20 protein-coding genes are annotated in these 20463 nt (G+C 65.2%); 10 read left to right on the top strand and 10 right to left on the bottom strand.

Annotated elements, in window-relative coordinates; genetic code table 11:
- The 5 genes from MAXJ12_RS33195 to MAXJ12_RS33175 all read right to left on the bottom strand — a co-directional run.
- Positions 1 to 1150: amidohydrolase family protein (locus tag MAXJ12_RS33195; RefSeq protein ID WP_008840625.1), on the bottom strand; the 1150-nt coding region annotated here is incomplete at its 3' end.
- A complete protein-coding gene (locus MAXJ12_RS33190) occupies positions 1147 to 2091 on the bottom strand; it encodes an ABC transporter permease (protein WP_008840624.1) in 945 nt (314 codons plus the stop codon). The genes MAXJ12_RS33190 and MAXJ12_RS33195, both read right to left, overlap by 4 nt.
- Before the next feature lie 192 nt (positions 2092 to 2283).
- Positions 2284 to 3333, bottom strand: coding sequence for an ABC transporter permease (locus MAXJ12_RS33185; protein WP_008840623.1), 1050 nt, complete (start codon positions 3331 to 3333; stop codon positions 2284 to 2286).
- A gap of 231 nt (positions 3334 to 3564) precedes the next feature.
- Complete coding sequence (locus MAXJ12_RS33180) at positions 3565 to 5082, bottom strand: ABC transporter ATP-binding protein (protein WP_008840622.1); 1518 nt, start codon at positions 5080 to 5082, stop codon at positions 3565 to 3567.
- Positions 5083 to 5268: 186 nt separating this feature from the next.
- Positions 5269 to 6297 (bottom strand): BMP family protein, encoded by a 1029-nt coding sequence (locus MAXJ12_RS33175; protein WP_008840621.1) that lies wholly within the window; start codon positions 6295 to 6297, stop codon positions 5269 to 5271.
- Between the two features lie 277 nt (positions 6298 to 6574).
- Between MAXJ12_RS33175 and MAXJ12_RS38395 the strand changes: the two genes are divergently transcribed.
- Positions 6575 to 6727, top strand: coding sequence for a hypothetical protein (locus MAXJ12_RS38395; RefSeq protein WP_085984166.1), 153 nt, complete (start codon positions 6575 to 6577; stop codon positions 6725 to 6727).
- Between the two features lie 61 nt (positions 6728 to 6788).
- Positions 6789 to 6986, top strand: a complete 198-nt coding sequence (locus MAXJ12_RS33165; RefSeq protein ID WP_008840619.1) for a hypothetical protein — start codon at positions 6789 to 6791, stop codon at positions 6984 to 6986.
- A 50-nt stretch (positions 6987 to 7036) separates the two neighbouring features.
- Here MAXJ12_RS33165 and MAXJ12_RS33160 read toward each other — a convergent pair whose 3' ends face one another.
- Entirely contained in the window at positions 7037 to 7294 is a 258-nt protein-coding gene (locus MAXJ12_RS33160; RefSeq protein WP_040589496.1) for a DUF982 domain-containing protein, read from the bottom strand.
- Between the two features lie 404 nt (positions 7295 to 7698).
- Here MAXJ12_RS33160 and MAXJ12_RS33155 point away from each other — a divergent pair, with 404 nt between their 5' ends.
- Genes MAXJ12_RS33155 through MAXJ12_RS33145 form a run of 3 tightly spaced genes read left to right on the top strand, consistent with a single transcriptional unit; the run spans position 7699 to position 11288 of the window.
- Positions 7699 to 8913: a glycosyltransferase family protein gene (locus MAXJ12_RS33155; protein ID WP_008840617.1), complete on the top strand. Its 1215-nt coding sequence runs from the start codon at positions 7699 to 7701 to the stop codon at positions 8911 to 8913.
- Positions 8914 to 8916: 3 nt separating this feature from the next.
- Positions 8917 to 10164 carry a glycosyltransferase family 4 protein gene (locus MAXJ12_RS33150; protein WP_008840616.1) on the top strand — a complete coding sequence of 416 codons (1248 nt, stop codon included), beginning with the start codon at positions 8917 to 8919 and terminating at the stop codon, positions 10162 to 10164.
- On the top strand, positions 10161 to 11288 hold the full coding sequence (locus tag MAXJ12_RS33145; protein ID WP_008840615.1) for a glycosyltransferase family protein: 1128 nt from the start codon (positions 10161 to 10163) through the stop codon (positions 11286 to 11288). The genes MAXJ12_RS33150 and MAXJ12_RS33145 overlap by 4 nt, the downstream gene beginning before the upstream one ends.
- Positions 11289 to 11381: 93 nt before the next feature.
- Here MAXJ12_RS33145 and MAXJ12_RS33140 read toward each other — a convergent pair whose 3' ends face one another.
- The gene (locus MAXJ12_RS33140) at positions 11382 to 12092 is read right to left on the bottom strand and encodes a TetR/AcrR family transcriptional regulator (RefSeq protein WP_008840614.1); all 711 of its coding nucleotides are present in this window, start codon (positions 12090 to 12092) and stop codon (positions 11382 to 11384) included.
- Positions 12093 to 12152: 60 nt separating this feature from the next.
- On the opposite strand from MAXJ12_RS33140, the gene MAXJ12_RS33135 reads away from it, so the two are divergent.
- Positions 12153 to 12920 (top strand): oxidoreductase, encoded by a 768-nt coding sequence (locus tag MAXJ12_RS33135; RefSeq protein ID WP_008840613.1) that lies wholly within the window; start codon positions 12153 to 12155, stop codon positions 12918 to 12920.
- Between the two features lie 161 nt (positions 12921 to 13081).
- Here MAXJ12_RS33135 and MAXJ12_RS33130 read toward each other — a convergent pair whose 3' ends face one another.
- The gene (locus MAXJ12_RS33130; RefSeq protein ID WP_008840612.1) at positions 13082 to 13777 is read right to left on the bottom strand and encodes a class I SAM-dependent methyltransferase; all 696 of its coding nucleotides are present in this window, start codon (positions 13775 to 13777) and stop codon (positions 13082 to 13084) included.
- A 41-nt stretch (positions 13778 to 13818) separates the two neighbouring features.
- Here MAXJ12_RS33130 and MAXJ12_RS33125 point away from each other — a divergent pair, with 41 nt between their 5' ends.
- The 4 genes from MAXJ12_RS33125 to MAXJ12_RS33110 all read left to right on the top strand — a co-directional run bounded on the left by MAXJ12_RS33125 (position 13819) and on the right by MAXJ12_RS33110 (position 18665).
- Positions 13819 to 14400 (top strand): hypothetical protein, encoded by a 582-nt coding sequence (locus tag MAXJ12_RS33125; RefSeq protein WP_244421692.1) that lies wholly within the window; start codon positions 13819 to 13821, stop codon positions 14398 to 14400.
- An 8-nt stretch (positions 14401 to 14408) separates the two neighbouring features.
- Entirely contained in the window at positions 14409 to 17123 is a 2715-nt protein-coding gene (locus MAXJ12_RS33120; protein WP_008840610.1) for an ABC transporter ATP-binding protein, read from the top strand.
- A gap of 32 nt (positions 17124 to 17155) precedes the next feature.
- The gene (locus MAXJ12_RS33115; RefSeq protein ID WP_008840609.1) at positions 17156 to 17620 is read left to right on the top strand and encodes a cyclic nucleotide-binding domain-containing protein; all 465 of its coding nucleotides are present in this window, start codon (positions 17156 to 17158) and stop codon (positions 17618 to 17620) included.
- Positions 17621 to 17750: 130 nt separating this feature from the next.
- Positions 17751 to 18665, top strand: a complete 915-nt coding sequence (locus MAXJ12_RS33110; protein ID WP_008840608.1) for an MBL fold metallo-hydrolase — start codon at positions 17751 to 17753, stop codon at positions 18663 to 18665.
- Here MAXJ12_RS33110 and MAXJ12_RS33105 read toward each other — a convergent pair.
- Together MAXJ12_RS33105 and MAXJ12_RS33100 are read right to left on the bottom strand one after the other, a co-directional pair.
- Complete coding sequence (locus tag MAXJ12_RS33105) at positions 18610 to 19353, bottom strand: polysaccharide deacetylase family protein (protein ID WP_008840607.1); 744 nt, start codon at positions 19351 to 19353, stop codon at positions 18610 to 18612. The two genes, MAXJ12_RS33110 and MAXJ12_RS33105, sit on opposite strands and share 56 nt — an antisense overlap.
- On the bottom strand, positions 19353 to 20438 hold the full coding sequence (locus tag MAXJ12_RS33100) for a glycosyltransferase family 4 protein (RefSeq protein ID WP_040589489.1): 1086 nt from the start codon (positions 20436 to 20438) through the stop codon (positions 19353 to 19355). The genes MAXJ12_RS33105 and MAXJ12_RS33100 overlap by 1 nt, the downstream gene beginning before the upstream one ends.
- Positions 20439 to 20463 lie beyond the last annotated feature (25 nt).

The raw sequence follows: 20463 nt of genomic DNA, 5'->3' as shown, positions 1-20463 counted from the left end.
GCGCCTCCACCCGGCTGCCGGCGTCGAGGACGACGAGACTGGCGGTCTTGCCGACTGCGAGGCCGAGATGGTCGAGACCCATGATTTCGGCGTTCACCTTCGTCACCATGTCGAAGCAATGCGCCATGTCGGCCGGGCTGGTCATCTGCGCCACGTGAAGCCCCATGAAGGCGACGTCGAGCATGTCGGCCGTGCCGAGCGGATACCAAGGATCGAGCACGCAATCCTGGCCGAAGCCGACGCGGATGCCGGCCTTCAGCATTTCCGGCACGCGGGTCATGCCGCGGCGCTTGGGATAGGTGTCGTGGCGGCCCTGGATGACGATGTTGATGAGCGGATTGGGGATTGCCGAGACTCCCGCCTCGGCAATCAGCGGCAGCAGCTTCGAGACGTAATAATTGTCCATCGAGTGCATGGAGGTGAGGTGCGAGCCGGCGACGCGGCCGGAAAGCCCCAGCCGCTGCGTCTCGTAGGCGAGCTGCTCGATGTGGCGCGAGTTGGGGTCGTCGGTTTCGTCGCAATGCATGTCGACCATCAGGCCACGCTCGGCCGCGATCTCGCAGAGCTCGGTGACGGAGCGCGTGCCGTCGGCCATGGTGCGCTCGAAATGCGGAATGCCGCCGACGATGTCGACGCCTATATCGAGCGCGCGGATGGTGTTCTCGCGCGCGGTCGACGACCGGTAGAAACCGTCCTGCGGGAAGGCGACGAGCTGCAGGTCGATGTATGGCGCGACGGTCTTCTTCACGTCGAGCAGCGCCTCGACCGCGAGCAAGCGGTCGTCGCAGGTGTCGACATGGGTGCGAATGGCGAGCAGACCCATGGAGACCGCCCAGTCGCAATAGGCGAGCGCGCGGTCGCGGACGGCCTCGTGGGTGAGCAGCGGCTTCAGCTCGCCCCAGAGTGCGATGCCTTCCAGAAGCGTGCCGGAGGCATTGATGCGCGGGATGCCATAGGAGAGCGTCGCGTCCATGTGGAAATGCGGATCGACGAAGGGCTGGGAAACGAGGTTGCCGCTGGCGTCTATGATTTTCCCGGCCTCGGCGTCGATGCGCGGCTCGATTGCCGCGATCCTGTCGCCGCGGATGCCGACGTCGGCGGTGCTGCCGTCCGGAAGCGTGCCGCCGCGGATGATTATGTCGAAACTCATCTTTCGCCTTTCTGGTAGGGGATCATCAGCGCCTTGGGATAGGTCGCGCGGCGCGCCACCAGCACCAGAGCCAGGATGGAGAGTACATACGGCATCATCAGGAAGACCTGATAGGGCACGATACCGCCGGAAAGTTGCTGCAGGCGCACCTGGTAGGCGTCGAAGGCGGCGAATAGTATGGCGCCGAGAAGGGCCTTGCCCGGCCGCCAGGAGCCGAAGACGACCAGCGCGATGCAGATCCAGCCGCGGCCGTTGATCATCTGGAAGAAGAAGGAATTGAAGGCCGACATCGTCAGGAACGCGCCGCCGACGGCCATCAGCGCGCTGCCGACCATCACCGCGCCCATGCGGATGCCGGTGACGCTGATGCCTTGCGCTTCGACGGCAGCCGGGTTCTCGCCGGCAGCACGGATGGCAAGGCCGAGCGGCGTGCGGTAGAGCACCCAGGCGGTGACGGCGACGGTGGCGAAGGCGAGATAGGTGAGCGGCGTCTGGTTGAACAGCGCCGGGCCGATGACGGGGATGGACGACAGGCCGGGGATGGCCAGCGGCTCGAAGGGCGCGATCTTGGGCGGCGAGGTGACCTCGGGCAGCGCCAGCCGGTAGATGAAATAGGTGAGGCTGGAGGCGAGCAGGGTGACGCCGATGCCGACCACATGCTGCGACAGGCCGAGCGGCACGGTGAGCGTCGCGTGAAGCAGGCCGAACATCGCGCCGGCAAGGGCCGCGACGAGAACGCCGGTCCAGAGGTCACCGCCGGCATAGACAGTGAACCAGCCGGCGAAGGCGCCGGCGGTCATGATGCCCTCTATGCCGAGATTGAGCACGCCGGCGCGCTCGCAGATCAGCTCGCCCATGGTGGCGAAGATCAGCGGCGAGGCGATGCGGATCGCGGCGACCCAGAAGGATGCTGTGAAGAGGATTTCGAGGGCTTGTTCCATCACTGCTTCCTCGGGGCATTTGCAGGATTGGAAAAGCACCCCCTCACCGTCTCGGGCTTCGCCCGAGCCACCTCTCCCCCTGCCCGGGGGAGAGGAATCGCCAATCGCCAACGCTGCTTTCCTCTCCCCCGGCCAGGGGGAGAGGTGGCTTGCGAAGCAAGCCGGTGAGGGGGTGCTTGCCTCGTTCGCATCCTACCTCCACCTCACCCGGAACCGCGACATGAGGATCGCCGTGACCATCGTCAGCAGCGCGGTGGCGACCATCACGTCGGCGATGTAGCTCGGGACGCCGGCGGTGCGGCTCATGGCGTCGGCGCCGACGAAAATTCCGGCGACGAAGATGGCCGAGGCTACGACGCCGAGCGGATTGAGCATCGCCAGCATCGCCACCACGATGCCGGAATAGCCGTAGCCCGGCGACAGGTCGAGCGTGAGATTGCCCTTCAGCCCGGACACTTCGGAGAAGCCGGCGAGTGCGGCGAGCCCGCCGGACAGCAGCGCGGTCTTCATCAGCACCCGGTTGACCGGGATGCCGGCAAAACTCGCGGCCTCCGCATTGTGGCCGACGGCGCGCATCTCGTAGCCGAGCACGGTCTTCTTCATGATCACCCAGACGATTGCGGCGGCGCAAAGCGAGATGGCGAAGCCGTAATGCAGGCGCTTGCCCTGGATGATGCGGGGAAGCTGCGCCTCGGCGACGACTCTTTGCGATTGCGGCCAGCCGAGGCCCATCGGGTCCTTCAGCGGACCTTCGAGCAGCATTGAGACGAAGAGCAGCACGATGAAATTGAGGAGCAGCGTGGTGACCACCTCGTCGACGCCGAAGCGGGTCTTCAGCACTGCCGGGCCAAGCAGCAGGAGCGCGCCGGCCGCCATCGCGGCCAGCATGATCAGAGGGATGAGGAGGAATGACGGCAGCGGCAGCGCGCCCGTGCCGAGCACGATGGTGACGACGCCGCCGATATAGAGTTGCGCCTCGGCTCCGATGTTCCAGAGTTTGGCGCGGAAGGCGACGGCGACGGCGAGGCCGGTGAAGATCAGCGGCGTCGCTCGGGTCAGCGTTTCGAGAGCCGCGAATTGCGTGCCGGCGGCGCCGCGCGCGACGAGATAGAAGACGGAGAATGGCGACGCGCCTGCGGCGAGCACCAGCAGCGAGGTGATGAGAAGCGTCGCGGCGATCGCGGCGACGGGGAAGAGGAGCGTTACGCCGAGCGGCGGGGCTGGTTTGGGCTCAAGCCGCATGAATGCCTCGCAAGACATTTGCGGCTCGACACGCTGGCGGGACAGCGCCCCCCTCTGTCCTGCCGGACATCTCCCCCACAAGGGGGGAGATCAGCAGCTGCTGCGCCGCCCTTCCACCTGCGACGTCGCAAGTTGGCGAAAGCGATGCGGCCGGCCAATCTCCCCCCTTGTGGGGGAGATGTCCGGCAGGACAGAGGGGGGCAACGTAGAGGGCGACCGTCCGTCGAATACTCACGCCGCAGCCTCCGCATGTCCCGCCATCAGTTCGCCAAGCTCGCGAACCGTGCGTTCGCCTCGCGCCGAGGGCGTCGAGAGCCGGCCCTTGGACATCACCAGGATGCGGTCCGACAAAGCCAGGATTTCCTCCAGATCCTCCGAGATCAAGAGGATGGCAGCGCCGCGTGCCCGCGCCTCCAGCAGCTTCTTGTGAACGTAGGAGACAGCGCCGACGTCGAGGCCACGCGTCGGCTGGTTGGCTAAAATGACCGACGGCTCGGGATCGAGCGCTCGGCCGAGGATCAGCTTCTGCATGTTGCCGCCGGAAAGCAGCCTGATGCGCGCTTCCGGCGACGGGCACTTCACGTCGTAGTCGGCGATGATCTCTTCGGCGAAGCCGCGCGCGGCGCGCCAGTCGAGAAATCCGAGCCGGCTGAAGCGGGCGCTGCGGTAGCGTTCCAAAATTACATTCTCGGTGACGCTCATGTCGCCGATCGTGCCGACCGCGTGGCGGTCTTCCGGGATACGGGCGATGCCTGCGGCGAGCGCCCGGCGCGGCGACCACTCCTTCACCGTCGCACCGCCGATGGCGATCTCGCCCCCGAGCGGCTGCATGGTGCCGGCGATCAGTGCTGCAAGTGCGGCCTGGCCGTTGCCGGATACGCCTGCAAGGCCGGTGATCTCGCCGCCGCGAAGCGTCAGCGATACCCCGTCTAGCGCAGCGCCGCCGCCACCCGCGCGCGTCGAGACGTCGGTCAGCTCCAGCAAAGGCGGACCCACCTTGGCAGGAGCAACGGTGGCCGGCGCGATCTCCTGTCCGACCATCAGCGCCGCCAGTTCGGAGCGGCTGGTCTCGGCGGTGCGCCTTTCGCCAACCAGCCGGCCGGCGCGCAGCACCAGCACGCGGTCGCTCGCGGCCATCACCTCGTGCAGCTTGTGGGAGATGAAGATGATCGACAGGCCCTGCGCCACCAGAAGCTTCAGCGTGCGAAACAACGCGTCGGTTTCGGCCGGGGTGAGCACTGCCGTCGGCTCGTCGAGGATCAGGATGCGCGCATCGCGGTAGAGCGCCTTCAGGATCTCGACGCGCTGCCGCTCGCCGACCGAGAGCGCGGCGACAACCGCGCCGGGATCGATGGCGAGGCCGAAATCGCCCGACAGCTTGCGGATGCGCCGGGCTGCCGCGCCCCGGTCGAGCCGCGCCCGCCACATCGCTTGCGTGCCGAGCGCAATGTTTTCGAGCACCGTCATGTTCTCGGCGAGGGTAAAATGCTGGTGCACCATGCCGATGCCGGCGTCGAGCGCGGCGCGCGGGTCGCCCGGCGGGAGTGACTTGCCGAATGTCTCGACGGAGCCCTCGTCGGCAACGTAGTGGCCGAAGAGGATATTCATCAGCGTGGTCTTGCCGGCGCCGTTCTCGCCGAGCAGCGCGACGACCTCGCCGCGTTTCAGGTCGAACGAGATCGCGTCGTTGGCGACGAGCGGACCGAACCGCTTGGTGATGCCGGTGAGGCGCAGGACGGGTGCATTCATGTCAAAGGGAGCCGGCGTTCATGATCTTCCTTCTCCCCTTGTGGGAGAAGGTGGCCGAGCGAAGCGAGGTCGGATGAGGGGTGTTGGGCAGATTGCAACGCCTGCATTTCGTCCAAACACCCCTCATCCGTCTTGGCGCTTTGCGCCAATCCACCTTCTCCCACAAGGGGAGAAGGAATACCGCCGCTAGCTCGATTTCGGCTCGGCGTCGTTGATCTCGACGGTGAAGCTTCCGTCCTTGATCGCCTTTTCCTTCTCGGCGACCTTGGCCATGACATCGGCCGGCACCTTGCCCTCGAACGTGCCGAGCGGGGCCAGCGAGCAGCCGCCATTCTTCATGAAGGAATAGACGCCGTAGTCCTCTGCCTTGAAGGTCCCGGCCTTCACCTCGGCGATCGCCTTGTCGAGCGTCGGCTCGAAATGCCACAGCGCCGAAGCCACCACCGTTTCGGGGTAATCGGCCTGGGTGTCGATGACGTTGCCGACGGCGAGGATGCCCCTCTCCTTGGCCGCGTCCGAGACGCCGAAGCGCTCGGCGTAGAGCAGGTCGGCGCCGCCGTCGATCTGGGCGAAGGCGGTTTCCTTGGCCTTGGGCGGGTCGAACCACGAGCCGATGAAGGCAACCTGGAATTTGGTGTCGGGCGCGGTCTCCTTCACGCCGGCCACGAAGGCGTTCATCAGGCGGTTCACCTCGGGGATGGGGTAGCCGCCGACCATGCCGATGTTCTTCGACTTGGTCATGGCGCCGGCGATGATGCCGGAGAGGTAGGATGCGTCCTGGATGTAGTTGTCGAAGGGGGCGAAGTTCGGCACCGCTTCGTCCGGCTTGAAGCTCGACCCCATCAGGAAGGCGACGTCCGGATAATCCCTCGCGACGGCGCGGGCAGCGTCCTCGACGCCGAACACCTCGCCGACGATGAGCTTGTGGCCGGCCTCGGCATATTCGCGCATGACGCGCTCATAATCGTTGTTGGAGGTGTTTTCGGAATAGACATATTCGATCTCGCCCCGATCCTTGGCGGCGTTGGCCGCCTTGTGGATGCGGCTGACCCATTGCTGCTCGACCGGAACGGTATAGACCGCCGCCACCTTCAGCGCCTCCTGGGCGAAGGCGCGCGTGGGCAGACCCGCCATGGCGGCAAGGGCCGCGCCGGCGCCGGCCGACTTCAACACCGTGCGACGCGACACGGCCGAAAAGACTTTGTTTCTAGGCATTTTTCATCACCTCTGGCTGGATTGACTTCCGTCCCGTTTTTTATCGTTTGGTCAACGGTATGCGAATTTCCGGGGCCCCGCAATCGGCGGCGCGGGGCATTCCACCGCCGTCGCCTAAAGCGCCTCAGGTTGCGCAGCCAAGCGCAACGCGGTAGGCAGGGCTTACGAAAAGCCGCGGCCGCGGATCGGGCTGGAAATGGCCGGATACGACACAGGCGGCGGCCGGCACATTGCCGAAAGCGGCATCCAGGCAACCGCGTATCGAAAGGATCGACTGATGGCAAAGAAGCCCAATTACGGCCAGGAGCGCAGGGATCGCGACCGGATCAAGGCGGCCAAGAAAGCCGAAAAGCAGAATGCCAAGGCCGAGAAGTCCGAGCGCGCCAAGCCGGTCGAAGACAACGAGGTGAAGGAGGCGGAGGCAAAATAGCGCCAATTGCGCCGAGCATCGCTTCGCCATTTGACGCAAACGAACCGGTAGGGATAGCGACATGAAGCCAATCGCGGGCGAACAGAAGAGCGCCAGGACGGATTCGGCGGCGCGCCAGATCATGAACACCGAACTGGCGGCGCGCCAGAAGAAGACCGCGCGCCTCAGGGAGCTTCGGCTCGAAAAGGAAGAGGCCGAGCGCCTCGAACAGGCCGACAAACCGGCAGCGCCGAAGCGGGCGCGCAAGAAGGCCTCCTGAATTTTCCGAGGCGGACGCGACAGGTTCCGCCGACCCACCTCAACTACAGGTCAGGGCGCCTTGTCGCTGACCAGCACATCGGCCTCGCGCGCCGCCGCGAGAAAGGCGCGCCGGGCGGTCATGGTCGGCTTGTCGCCGGCAAGGGCGTCGTGGCAGGCCTGCAGCGCCGCGCGGTGCTTGGGGCTTTTCTTTCCCGGCCATTTGTTGAGCAGGTAGTCGGAGGCCTCGCGGGCGTTCCGCAGTACCAGATTTTCGCTCGCATCGCCGGATTTCACGGTGAGCGGCACTTCAAAGCGTTCTTGTTTCATCGCCGCTCTTACGCCATCGCCGCCGACAAAGCGAGCCAACAAGTCGCTGCCCCTCCGTGGAGCCCGGTCTGCAAAAAATTAATCCGGCGGAGTGAAAAAATCCTCTCGGCTATCCCATTGCGTTTCCCGAACAATCCGCCACCGCCGCGTTTTCCGATGTACATGCGCCGGCGATTGCCGGTTGATTCCGGGAAAAGCTATCTCTACCTGACCGGCTCTTGTTGATTGCGTTTCATCGATTGTTTGTCATGCCCGGTGAAATTGGCCCTCCACGAGCCTTTCAAGGCCACAGCCAGCCACAAGGCCGGCCTGCGGTGGTGGACCAGACGGGCACATGCGGTATAGTGACCCGAACCGGGCTTTTTGAAGAGACGGCCGCAGGGCCAAATTGAGGACGATTTGGTATGATGCGGCGCTTGGAAGACGCTCGGATCCTCATGTACAGCCACGATACGTTCGGGCTCGGGCATTTGCGGCGATGCCGCACCATCGCTCATTCGCTGGTCGAGGATTATCGCGGGCTGAATGTGCTGATCATTTCCGGCGCGACCATCGCGGGCGCATTCGACTACCGGGCGCGCGTCGACTTCGTGAAGATCCCTAGTGTCATCAAGCTGCGCAATGGCGAATACACTTCGCTTGCCCAGCATATGGATCTGCACGAGACGCTGAAAATGCGCCAGTCGATCATCCGCCACACCGCCGAGACCTTCCAGCCGGACATCTTCATCGTCGACAAGGAGCCGATGGGCCTGCGCGGCGAGGTCGAGGAGACGCTGTCCTACCTGAAGACGCGCGGCACGACGCTGGTGCTCGGCCTGCGCGAGGTGATGGACGCGCCGCATCTGCTCGACGCCGAGTGGAAGCAAAGCGACACGATGCGCAAGATCGACCGCTTCTACGACATGGTCTGGGTTTACGGCCCGCCGGATTTCTACGATCCGCTGACCGGGCTGGATGTGCCCGCGGGCGTTCGCGCCAAGATGAACTTCGTCGGTTTCCTGCAGAGAAGCCTTTCGCATGACGAGATGCCGGACCATCGGCCGGAAGGCGACTACATCCTGGTGACCACGGGCGGCGGCGGCGACGGGGCCGACCTCATCCACAATGTCATCGACGCCTATCGCGAGGACCCCAGCCTGCAGCACAAGGCGCTGGTCGTGCTCGGCCCATACATGCCGGCCCGCAAGCGGCGCAAGCTGATCAACAAGGGCGCCAAGGTGCCGCATATCAAGATCATCGAATTCGACAACCGCATGGAAGAGCTGATCGCGGGCGCCAAGGCGGTGGTGGCGATGGGCGGCTACAACACCTATTGCGAGATCCTGTCCTTCGACAAGCCGGCGCTGATCGTGCCGCGCGTCAAGCCGCGGGAGGAGCAGCTGATCCGCGCCCGCCGCGCCGCCGAACTCGGGCTGATCGAGATGCTGCTGCCGGAAGAGGCCGAGGATTCCAGGCGCTTCGCCGAGGCGCTGAAGGCCCTGCCCGACCGGCCGGCGCCCTCCCGGAGCAGCCCCGACCTCAGGCTCGGCGGCCTCGTCAACATCTCCGAACTCATCGGCGACTGGCTCGACGAGCGCTCGCGCCCGCATTTCACGGTCGTCGAAGGCGCGAGCTGACATTTGTCCGAACGCCGCAAGATCGCCGTGGTGCTGAAAGGCTATCCGCGCCTGTCGGAGACTTTCATCGCGCAGGAACTGCTGGGACTGGAGCGCGCCGGGCTGGAACTGGTGCTGGTGGCGCTGAGGCGGCCGACCGACGCCAAGCGCCATCCGGTGCATGACGAGATCAAGGCGCCGGTCCACTACCTTCCCGAATATCTGCATGAGGAGCCGTGGCGGGTTTTGCGCGCGCTGTTCGCCCGCCTGCCCAGACCGGGCTTTTTGCGGGCGGCGCGGGCCTTCGTCTCGGATTTGCGGCACGACCTCACGCGCAACCGCTTCCGCCGCTTCGGCCAGGCGCTGGTGCTGGCGGCGGAATGGCCGGGCGAGGCCGAATGGCTGCACGCGCATTTCATCCACACGCCGGCCTCGGTGACGGCCTATGCCAGCCTGCTCAGGGGCGTGCCGTGGACCTGCTCGGCGCACGCCAAGGACATCTGGACCTCGCCCGACTGGGAGCTCGCCGGCAAGCTCGCTTCGGCGCGCTGGGTGGTGACCTGCACGCGGACCGGCTTCGAGCATCTCAAGGCGCTGGCGGGTGGCAAGGGCCGAGTCCATCTCAGCTATCACGGTCTCGACCTCGCCCGCTTCGGGCCTTTCGACGGCGCGCGGCCGGAGCGCGACGGTTCCGATCCCGCTGATCCAGTGCTGCTGGTCAGCGTCGGCCGGGCGGTCGAGAAGAAGGGCTACGACACGCTGCTTCGGGCGCTGGCGCTGCTGCCGGCCGAACTTTCGTGGCGCTTCGAGCATATTGGCGGCGGCGAACAACTGGACCGGCTCAAGGCGCTGGCCGATGAGTTGGGCATTGCAGACCGCGTCACATGGAAAGGCGCGCTGGCGCAGGAGGAGGTGCTGGCGCATTATCGCCGCGCCGACATTTTCGCGCTGGCCTGCCGCATCGCCGCCGATGGCGACCGGGACGGCCTGCCCAACGTGCTGGTCGAGGCGGCGAGCCAGAAGCTCACCTGCGTTTCCACCGATGTTTCGGGGGTGCCGGAACTCCTGACCGACGGGGAAAACGGACTGGTCGTGCCGCCGGACGATCCCGGCGCGCTTGCCGGGGCACTGGAGCGGGCGATCCGCGAGCCGGCGCTGCGGAAGCGGCTCGGCGAAGCGGCAGACAGGCGCGTGCGGGGGCATTTCGACCATATGTCGAGCATCCGGCAGCTCAAGGCGCTGTTCGAGGAGGAGTGGCGCAGAGAACCATGACGCAGCCCCGCATCCTGTTCTACGTCCAGCATCTGCTCGGCATCGGCCATCTGGCGCGGGCGAGCCGGGTGGCGTCGGCGCTTGCCGAAGACGGCTTTGCCGTCACCGTGGTGACCGGCGGAACGCCGGTGGCGGGATTTCCCGGCCAAGGGGTGACCCATGTCGCGCTGCCTGCGGTGACGTCCGGCGACCAGGGATTTTCCGGCTTGGCCGATCTCGACGGCCGACCGGTGGACGAGGCGTTCAAGGCGCGACGGCGCGACATGCTTCTGTCACTGTTTGCGCAGACGCGTCCCGACATCGTGATCATAGAGGCGTTCCCGTTCGGCCGCCGCCAGATGCGCTTCGAGCTCCTGCCGTTGCTGGACGCAATCGCGTCGGCGACGCCGAGGCCGCGGCTGGTCACGTCGGTCCGCGACATCCTGCAGGAGCGGGTCAAGCCGGGGCGGAACGAGGAAAGCGCGGAGGTTATTGACCGGCATTTCGACCTGGTGATGGTGCATGGCGATCCCGGTTTCGCGACGCTGGACGAAACCTTTCCGCTCGCCGCCGGATTTTCGCAGAAGATCGCCTATACCGGCCTCGTCGCCGGACCCGAGCCCGAGCCCGCGGCGGAAAATTTCGACGTGCTGATCTCGGCCGGCGGCGGCGCGGCAGGCGGCGAACTCGCCCGGACGGCTGTGGAAGCCGCAAAATTGCTGCCAGCGTCGGGCAGATGGGGCCTGATCACCGGGCCGAACCTGCCGCAAGCGGAGTTCGACGCGATCGTCGCGGCAGCGCCGGAGAGTCTTGAGATATTCCGGTTCCGCAAGGATTTCGCCAGCCTGCTCGGCGGGGCGCGGCTGTCGGTCTCCCAAGCGGGCTACAACACGGTGTGCGACATACTGCGCGCCGGCTGCCGTTCGCTGCTGGTACCGTTCGCGGCCGGCGGTGAGACGGAGCAGGAGGTGCGCGCCGAGCGGCTGGAGCGGCTCGGCCTCGCATCGACGGTCAGCGAGAGTGGCCTGACGCCGGAACTGCTTGCCGGCGCGATCGAAGCGGCTCTGGCCCGCCCGCGGCCGCCGCGCCATGCGCTGGATCTGGATGGAGCGCGCAAATCTGCGCAGGTGCTGCGCGGGCTGTAGAAGATGAACGACTGTTTCTTGATCCGGATCGCGTGAGGGTATGCGTCGTTAGGTAGCCGGCAGCGCAGTTCGGATCGGTAGCACGGCGCTCCGTTATTCCTCCCTGACAGCGCTGCCCGACCGGCTTGTCAGGATCGCGCCGGCGATGATGTCAACGAGATGATCGGCGCGCGGCGCGAACGAGGGTTGGTCGCCAACCCAGCCGAGCGCCCCGATCAGGGCGAAAAGGTCGGTCCCATCAATATCGGCGCGCGCCACTCCCTCAGCCTGAGCACGGAGAAGTAGTCGCGCGCCTGCCGAACGCACCGTGGTGCATGAAGCATGGAGGGCGGAGTCCGGGTCCGCTATGGCGGCCGCCATCAAATCCACAATGCCTCTATAGCTATGCGTGAACGCCACCGCCTCGCGAAACCACGATACGAGAGCTTCATCGGGTGAACTCGATGTTTCGAGCTCTCCTGCCTTTTGCGTCAGTTCGTCAAGGCTCGCGCGGAGCAAAGCCTCAAGCAACGCCTCTCGCGTGGGGAAGTGACGATACAGCGTGCCCAGCCCGACATCCGCCTTGCGGGCGATATCGCGCAGCGATGCGTCGGCGCCGTGCTCTGTGATGACGTCACGCGCGACCGCGAGCAGGTGGCTGTAGTTCTTTCTGGCGTCGGCTCGCATGGGCTCTTTTAGCAATCGGATCAGCGCTCCGCGTATATGGAGCGGCGCTCCACTAGATATCACGCATTGGCGATGAGGGATACAGAGAGGCCCAGCCAACATGATGAAGTACAGCAGGTCACGCCTGTCGGTTGACAAACGGAGCGGTGCTCCATATATACGGATCACTGCTCCGTTATGTAAATCCAAAGGAACATCATGTCCAGCAAGCTCGATCTCTCGAAGGAGTTCATCGGTCGTCGTGCCCTCGTCACCGGGGGCACGCGCGGCATCGGCGCGGCGATCGCGAAGCGCCTTCTCGATGCCGGCGCCAAGGTCGTGGTCGCGGCGCGCTCGCGCAGCGACTTCACACCCGCGGCGGCGACGTTCATCGACGGCGACGTCAGTACGAGCGAAGGGGTGAAGGCGATCGCCGCAGAGGCGCTCGCGGTGCTTGGCGGCCTCGACATCCTTGTCAACAATGCGGGCGGTGCGGGCGGTACGCGCATGTTTCCGGAAGGCTCCCCGACGATTCCCGACGAGGAGTGGCAAGACGCCATCGATCTCAACCTCTTCGCCTCTATCCGCCTCACGAACGCGCTCCTGCCGACGCTCCGCGCGTCGAAAGCCGCTGCGGTCGTGAACATCTCGTCGACGGCTGCGACTATGCCCTTCGCTCCCACTGCGCACTACGGTGTCGCAAAGGCGGCGCTCGACTTCTACTCGCGCACGCTCGCCGTCGAACTCGCGCCGAGCGGCGTCCGCGTGAACGTCGTGTCACCCGGTCCCATCTCGACGCCGAGCGCCGACGAGATGCGGAAGTCGTTCCCGGGGATTTCGAGCGATGAGTGGCTCCGGTATGTGCCGCTCGGCCGCATCGGCACCACCGACGACATCACAGAGGTTGTCGCGCTGCTCGCGTCGGATCGCGGGAAGTGGCTGACCGGCATGAATTACCGCGTCGATGGCGGAATGACGGCGCGCTGACGACTGGCCTTCATCGGGCTGCTCACCGGACGCTGAAAGTTTAGGAATGCCGCGTCCGCGACGGCCTGCCGTATCGCCTTGGAAGAGACTGGACTCGATTATCAGGCGACCGATAAGAACGATCCTGGGGTCAGGTTCTATTTAACAGGTCCTGACCCTGACTAAACTCTGCCGATCAGCATGAACCTGGTGTATTTCTTCATCGGCAGCGCGCCGGCGAAGGCGATCTCGGTGAGGCCGGCCAGCTTCTCGAAGGCTTGCAGCGACGGCACGCAGGCGATGTGCGTCGGCTCGCTGAAATAGTCGTTGGACTGGAGCAGGACGCGCGTGCCGGGCGGCAACAGGGCCAGCCAGGCGCGCAGATCGGCGATGTGCTCGCAACTGGTGTTGACGACGAGGTCGGGCCGGCTGCCGGCATAGTCGAGCGTGTACATGTCGCCGGTCGAGGCGCGGAAGCGTTCCTTCCAGCGCTCGTTCAGCGTCTTGGCCACCTCGGCCACGCCCGGATCGATGTCGATGCTTTCGATGGCGCCGATGTCGAAGCGAGGATCGTCGAACAGCATCGCCGCCAGCACGCCATACCAGCCCCCGACGATCCAGATGCTGCCGAATCGGCTGCCGCAGCTTTCGAAAAGCTTGTCGCGCGCCCACAATTTGCAGGCGACCTGCTTGTGGTTGAAGGCGTTGCCGACATCGGCCTGCGGGTGCCTGGCGATGACCTTTGCAAGGCCGCCGACCAGCGAACAGCCGCAGTAGGCGGCGATTCCGCGGGTCAGGTCGAAGGCTGTCTCACGCCAGTCGGCGCCGGGGTTGGTCTGGGTAGCGTCCATGATGCACGTGTTGTAAGCTTCAGCCATCTGGGGTGCAACTAACGCAATCTGACCATATGAACCCGAACATGTTCGAAGCCGTTCCGCCATCCGACGGCGCCGGACAGGACCTGCCGCATCTGTCCGGTCCTGCCGCCGCGATACGCCAGGTGCTGGCGGCGCATTTCGTGCGCGGCTGCCCGCATGTGCTCGAGATCGGCGGGCACATGCGGCCGGTAACCGGCTATCTCACCCACGCGCCGCTGTCGGTCACCTCGATCGATCCAAAAACCGCCGAATACGAGGCGGAAGAACTCAACGGCCGGCCCTGCCGCGTGCGCCACATCGCCCGCAAGTTCCAGGATGTCGAGCTAGACTTTGCGCCGCGAAGCTACGGTCTTGTGCTGCTCGGCTACTCGCTGAAGCCTTTCGGCAAGCGCGAGCCGCTCGGCAAACTCATGTTCTCGCTCCTCGACAATGCAAGCGTGGTGGTCATCGACTACACGCCCGAGTTCGAGCGCGCGGCTTCGCAGGTTCCGTCGATTCTCGCGCGCCCGACGCTCACCAGCTATTGCAGCTTCGAACTCAAGCTCGAAGATCCGGAGATCGCCGCCACGCCCTACGCCAGGCGGCGCTTCCATGTGCTCCGCCCCTCCGGCTCAGCGGCCTGAGTTCGCCCATGGAACAGAGCCTGGCCCGCTATATCTGGACGCACACCTGGAAACAGCAGCTCTGGATATTGGCGGTCGTCGCCGCATCCATGATCCCGTTCTACATGTCGTTCAACTTGCCAAAGTTGATCGTCAACGGGCCGATACAGGGCCAGGGCTTTGAAACTCCCGGAACCACGCAGCCATTCCTGCGGTTGGCCTACGATCTTCCGGTGTTCGGCGAAACCGTGTTCTTTTCGGGAATATCGCTCGACCGCGAACAGACGCTTTTCGCCCTCAGCATGGTGTTCCTGCTCCTGGTGGTCGTGAACGGCCTGTTCAAGCTCTACATCAATACCTACAAGGGCCGCCTCGGCGAAAGGATGCTGCGGCGCATCCGCTTCGAACTGGTCGATCTGGTGCTCAGATTTCCGCCCCACCAGTTCAGGCGGGTGAAATCGGCCGAGATCGCGACCATGGTGAAAGACGAGGTCGAGCCGCTCGGAGGTTTCATCGGCGACGCCTTCGTACAGCCCGCCCTGCTCGGCGGGCAGGCGCTGACGGCGATGCTGTTCATCATGCTCCAGAATTTCTGGCTCGGGCTGGTCGCCCTGGTGATCGTCATGATCCAACTCGGCATCATCCCCAGAATGCGGCGCAGGCTGATCGAACTCGGCCGCCAGCGGCAGCTTACCGCACGGCAGCTTTCCGGCCGGGTCGGCGAGATCGTCGAAGGGATCGGCGCCGTCCATATCCACGACACGTCGAACTACGAGCGCGCCGACATCGCCGCACGGCTCGGTCGCATCTTCAAGATCCGCTACGACCTCTACCAGTGGAAATTCCTGGTCAAGTTCATCAACAACTTCCTGGCGCAGGTCACGCCGTTCCTGTTCTACCTGATCGGTGGCTACCTGGCGCTGCAGGGCCGCCTCGACGTCGGACAACTCGTGGCGGTAATCGGCGCCTACAAGGATCTGCCCGGCCCGATGAAGGACCTGATCGACTGGGACCAGGCGCGCCAGGACGTGCAGGTGAAATACGCGCAGGTGGTCGAGCAGTTCAGCATCGACCATATTGTGGATTCCCGCATCCAGGCCGTGTCGTCGGAAAGCGTCCCGGCGCTGGATGGGCCGATCGCTGCCGTCAATCTGTCGCTGGTCGACGACAGCGGCGCGAGACTGCTAGAGCGCGTCTCGGTGCAGATCAAGCCCGGCGAGAAGGTGGCCGTGGTCGGAACCGCCGCAGGCGGCGCGGAGGTCTTCGCCGAAGCGGTCGCGCGGCTGATCTGGCCCGAAAGCGGCAGGATCGCCATCGGCGGCACCGATCTTCTGCAACTGCCGGAATCGGTGGTGGGCCGGCGTATGGCCTACGCCTCGTCCGACGCGTTCCTCTCGCAGGGAACGCTGCGCGACAATCTGCTTTACAGCCTCAAGCACGCGCCGCTGACGCCGACGGTCTATGACGGCGAACTGGAGACGCAGCGCAACTGGGAGGTTGGCGAAGCGCGCAAGGCCGGCAACCCCGATTTCGACCTGAACAGCGACTGGGTGGACTACGCAGCGGCCGGCGCCAAGGGCCCGGACGACATATTGCTGGTGATCCGCCCGGTGCTCGAGGCGGTGGCGCTGTCGCGCGACATACTCGACCTCGGGCTGCGCGCATCGGTCGATCCGTCGCGCCATCCCGAGATCGTCGACCGGATCGTGGAATTGCGGCTGGCGCTGCGCGAGCGCGTCGCGGCCGAAGGGGTGAGCGGACTGGTCGTGCCGTTCGAGCCGGGAGCATACAACCAGCAGGCGACGGTCGGCGAAAACCTGCTTTTCGGCACCGCGACGGGACCGGAGCTGGCCGACAAGGCGCTGGCTTCCAATCCGTACTTCCTGTCGGTGCTGAAATCGGCCGGGCTCGACGAAGTGCTCTACAATATGGGTCTGGAGATCGCCGGCAACGCCATCGAGCTGTTCAGCGACCTGCCGCCAGATCACCCGTTCTTCCAGCAGCTCGCCTTCATGACCGCCGACGAGATCCCCGGCTACAAGGTTCTGCTGCAAAAGCTAAAAGGGCGCAGCTATGCGACGGTTTCGGAGCAGGACCGCGCTCAGATCATCATGTTGAGCTTTGCCTATATCGAGCCCAGGCATCGTTTCGGCTTGTTGACCGAGGATCTGATGGCGAGGATCGTCGAGGCGCGCAGCCGGTTCCATGAAGGCCTGCCGAAGGAATTGGCCGGCGCCATCGAGCGCTACGACCCGATGCGCTTCAGCACCGCGGCCAGCCTGATGGACAATGTGCTGTTCGGACGCATCGGCCACAATCAACCGGACGGGCCGGAGCGCATACGCGCGATCGTTCGCGAGATACTCGACGAACTCGGCCTCTACGACGAGGTGCTGGACATCGGCCTCGAATTCAATGTCGGCGTGGGCGGCAGGCGGCTGACCGGGGCACAGCGACAGAAGCTGGACCTGGCGCGTGCGCTGCTCAAGCGCGCCGATTTCCTGATCCTCAACCGGCCGCTTTCGGCGCTGGACCAGCGGGCGCAGGACCAGATCGTACGCAACGTACTCGAGGAAGCGAAGCGCGACGGCCGCAATCCGGCTATCATCTGGGTGTTAGCAAATCCGGCAATGTCGCAACTGTTCGACCGCGTAATCGTTTTCCATGGCGGAGAACTGGTGGAAGATGGAACGCACGAGACACTCGCGGCAAGAAACGGTATCTTCAAAGGATTGCTGTCATGATGGTTTCGAAAAGCTTTGATTGGGGCTAGACCATGCTTCTCAACGATGAAGTCGGAATGCTGCGGCGGGTGCCGCTGTTCTCGAATGTGGAGCCGGCCAAGCTCAAGCTCCTCGCCTTCACTTCCGATCGCGTGAGCTATGGCGCCGGGCAAATCCTGTTCCGCCAGGGCGACGAGGGCGACGCGGCCTATGTCGTCCTGTCCGGCAAGGCCGACATCATCGTGGACTCGCCGGGCGGCCAGGTAAAAGTCGCCGAGGTCGAGCCCAACGAGATCGTCGGCGAGATAGCGATATTGTGCGACGTATCGCGCACCGCCACGGTGCAGGCGTCGATGCCGCTCGAGGCGCTGCGCATCCGCAAGGATCATTTCCTGCGGCTGCTCAGAGAATTCCCGGAAATGACGATCGAGATCATCCGCGTGCTGGCCGACCGGCTCGGGCACACGACGGCTGAACTTTCCGAAGCCCGAAGCCAGGAGCGCCAGGCCAAGCACTAGGCGCATCCGTTTCGCCCGGCCGCGGACGCAGCGTAAGTTGAACGAAAGGCGGTGAGTTGCCTGTCTCGCTATATTGCGCCAGTCTGGCTAGGATAGCTCCCCGACGGGAACCGACGGGCAAAGATATAGAATGAACGATGACTTGTTCCGGGTCCGATTCTGGGGAGTTCGCGGCAGCGTTCCCGTTTCGGGCGCCCAATATCAGCGCTACGGCGGCAACACCATATGCGTGGAGATGCGCTGCGGGCCGCATACGCTGCTCTTCGACGCAGGCTCGGGCGCCCGCGCGGCAGGCGAGGAATTGATGGCGGCGGGCGTCGACCAGTTCGACCTGTTCTTCACCCACTGCCACTACGACCACATCATCGGGCTGCCGTTCTTCTTCCCGCTTTACAATCCGCGCATCGGTGTCACGACGTGGTCGGGTCACCTCGCCGGCCGCATGACCACTCTGGAAATGGTGAGCGAATTCATGCGCCCGCCCTGGTTTCCGGTCGCCATGGAGGTGTGCCGGGCGTGTATCGGGACTCGGGACTTCGTCGCGGGAGACGTCCTGAAGCCGCAGGAAGGCGTGACGATCAGGACCGGCAGCCTGACCCATCCGGGCGGCTGCATCGGCTACCGCATCGAATGGGGCGGCCGCGCGGTGTGCTTGATCAGCGACACCGAACATGAGCCCGGCAAGCTCGATCCGGTCGTGCTGGGGCTCATCGAAGGCGCCGACCTGGTGATCTACGACTGCACCTACACCGAGGAAGAAATGCTGCGCAAACGCGGCTACGGCCACTCGACGTGGCAGCAGGGCGTCAAGCTTTGCGAGGCGGCGGGCGCGCGCGGGCTGGCGATTTTCCACCACGATCCCTCGCGCACCGACGACCAACTCGCAGCGATCGAAAAGGAGGCGATGGCAGCCTTTCCCGGTGCATTCGCCGCGCGCGACGGGCAGACGCTCGAATTTTCGCGTTTGAAGCTGCCCAAGCCGTCGCCGCTCAGGCAAGCAACTCGCCAACCGACCGCCAACGGCAAGCGTCGTTCCGCGCGGTGACCTCGAACAGGCGGTCGAGGAACGTCCAGGCGACCTCGTCATGCACGAGGTGATGGCTCAATAGGCCGACCGGAGCGCCCTCGCCGCGGAATGCGAGTTCGAGCTGCGCCACGATTTCAGAAATGAGTGCGGCATGGTCGCGGCCACCGCGATTACCGCGCCAGTCCATGATGTCGACGGTGCTGTTGAGCATGCGCATGGGGCCCGGCCTGGGCACGCCGAACACCGACAGCGCCGAAAAGCCGATGCCGGCAAGGTGCGGCAGCAGGTCCGCATCGATCCTGTTCCATGGCGGCACCAGCATGGGCGCGAAACGACCGGCATGCAGGCGCTGCAGGCGCGCGCGCCCTTGCGAAAGTTCCGCCAGCACGATGTCGCGGGGGCGATGGCGCCCGAGCTCGTGCTTCTTTTCACCCTGCGGAGCATGATTTTCATGCGACCAGCCGTGGACCGCCACCGTGACATGATTTTCTCGCGCCAACCGCTCCGCCAATGGCGTTCCGGTGGGAGCGGGAATGACCGCCAATGCGACTGGAACCGCATGAGCCACCGTGGTGGCGAGCAGCCGGTCGAGCGCGGCGGTGGGCTCGATTGCGTCGTCGTCGCGCAGCCAGAAATCGGCGCTCCGGCTTGCCTGCCGCCAGCGCGCCAGTTCTCTCGTCAGGGGCTGCCAGATTTCACCGGGCATCAAGTTCGGGCCTCCGGCAGGATTGCTGCCAGGCGCCTGGCTGCCGCATCGAGCGAGCGCTCGTCGAGGACGAACCGTCGCGCGGCCGCGCCCAGTTTCTGCCTCTCGGCCTCATTCGTCAGCAGCCGCTCGACAGCGGCTGCGTATGCCGCAATATCTCCAGGTGGGGTCAGCAGGCCGGTCGTTCCATGCCGGACGACTTCGGGCACGCCTGCAATCTCCTGCGCCACGACCGGCAGTCCCGCCGCCTGCGCCTCCAGATAGGCAAGGCCGTAGGCTTCGCCGCAGCCCGGCCAGACATAGACGCCCGCGCCGCGCAAAAGGGACGGCACTTCGGCCGGGGGCTTTTCGCCCAGCCATTCGATGCGCTCCGGGGGTATCCGCGAAAACTCCGCCTCAACCTCGGCGCGGCAGAGGCCATCGCCGATGACCGACAGACGCCAAGGCAGATGCACAAGCCGCTCCAGCGCTCGGGCGAGCATGCGGTAGCTTTCCATCTTGTCGCCGGGGCGCATCATGCCGACCGCTACCAGGCGGGACGGATCGGCGGCGGGCGGCGGCGCGGCGAAGGCCGAGGCGTCGATGAAGGGCGGCAGCAGCTCGAAGCGGGCCTGCGGCGCGATTTCAGCCAGGCCGTCGCTGTCCCTGCGGGTGAAGCAGATGTTCAGCGCCGCGCGTCTCACCACATCCGCCAGCCGCGCCTGGTTTTCCGCCCATATCCCGATGTTGCGGCGGGCCGAATAAGAAGCCTCCGCGGTGACGTAGGGAATGGCGAAGCGGGCGGAGAGCGCCGGCCCGAGGAGATCGGGGGCCTTGTAGTAAGGATGGTAGCAGAACCAGAGGTCGGGCTTTTTCCCGGTTTTCCACAAGGCCGACAGGCGGGCGATCTCGCGCTCGACCTCAGTCAGGGCCGCGGCATGCGACTCGGCCGTCGGGTTGGCGGAAAAACTGCGGAACCTGGATGCGAGATCAACCTCGTTGCCGGCAAGTTCCAGCGCCGCCTTCAGCATCCGCGCCATCTGGCGGTCGCCCGACGGCACGGGATGATCCGGCGATTTGAGCGGCGCGTAGTAGGCAATTCGCATCGCGCCACCTATCTGGGGAATCAGC

This window comes from Mesorhizobium alhagi CCNWXJ12-2, assembly GCF_000236565.1.
Classification (GTDB): domain Bacteria; phylum Pseudomonadota; class Alphaproteobacteria; order Rhizobiales; family Rhizobiaceae; genus Allomesorhizobium; species Allomesorhizobium alhagi.
The sequence above is the reverse complement of the archived record's forward strand: the minus strand, read 5'-3'. Positions and strand labels throughout refer to the sequence as shown.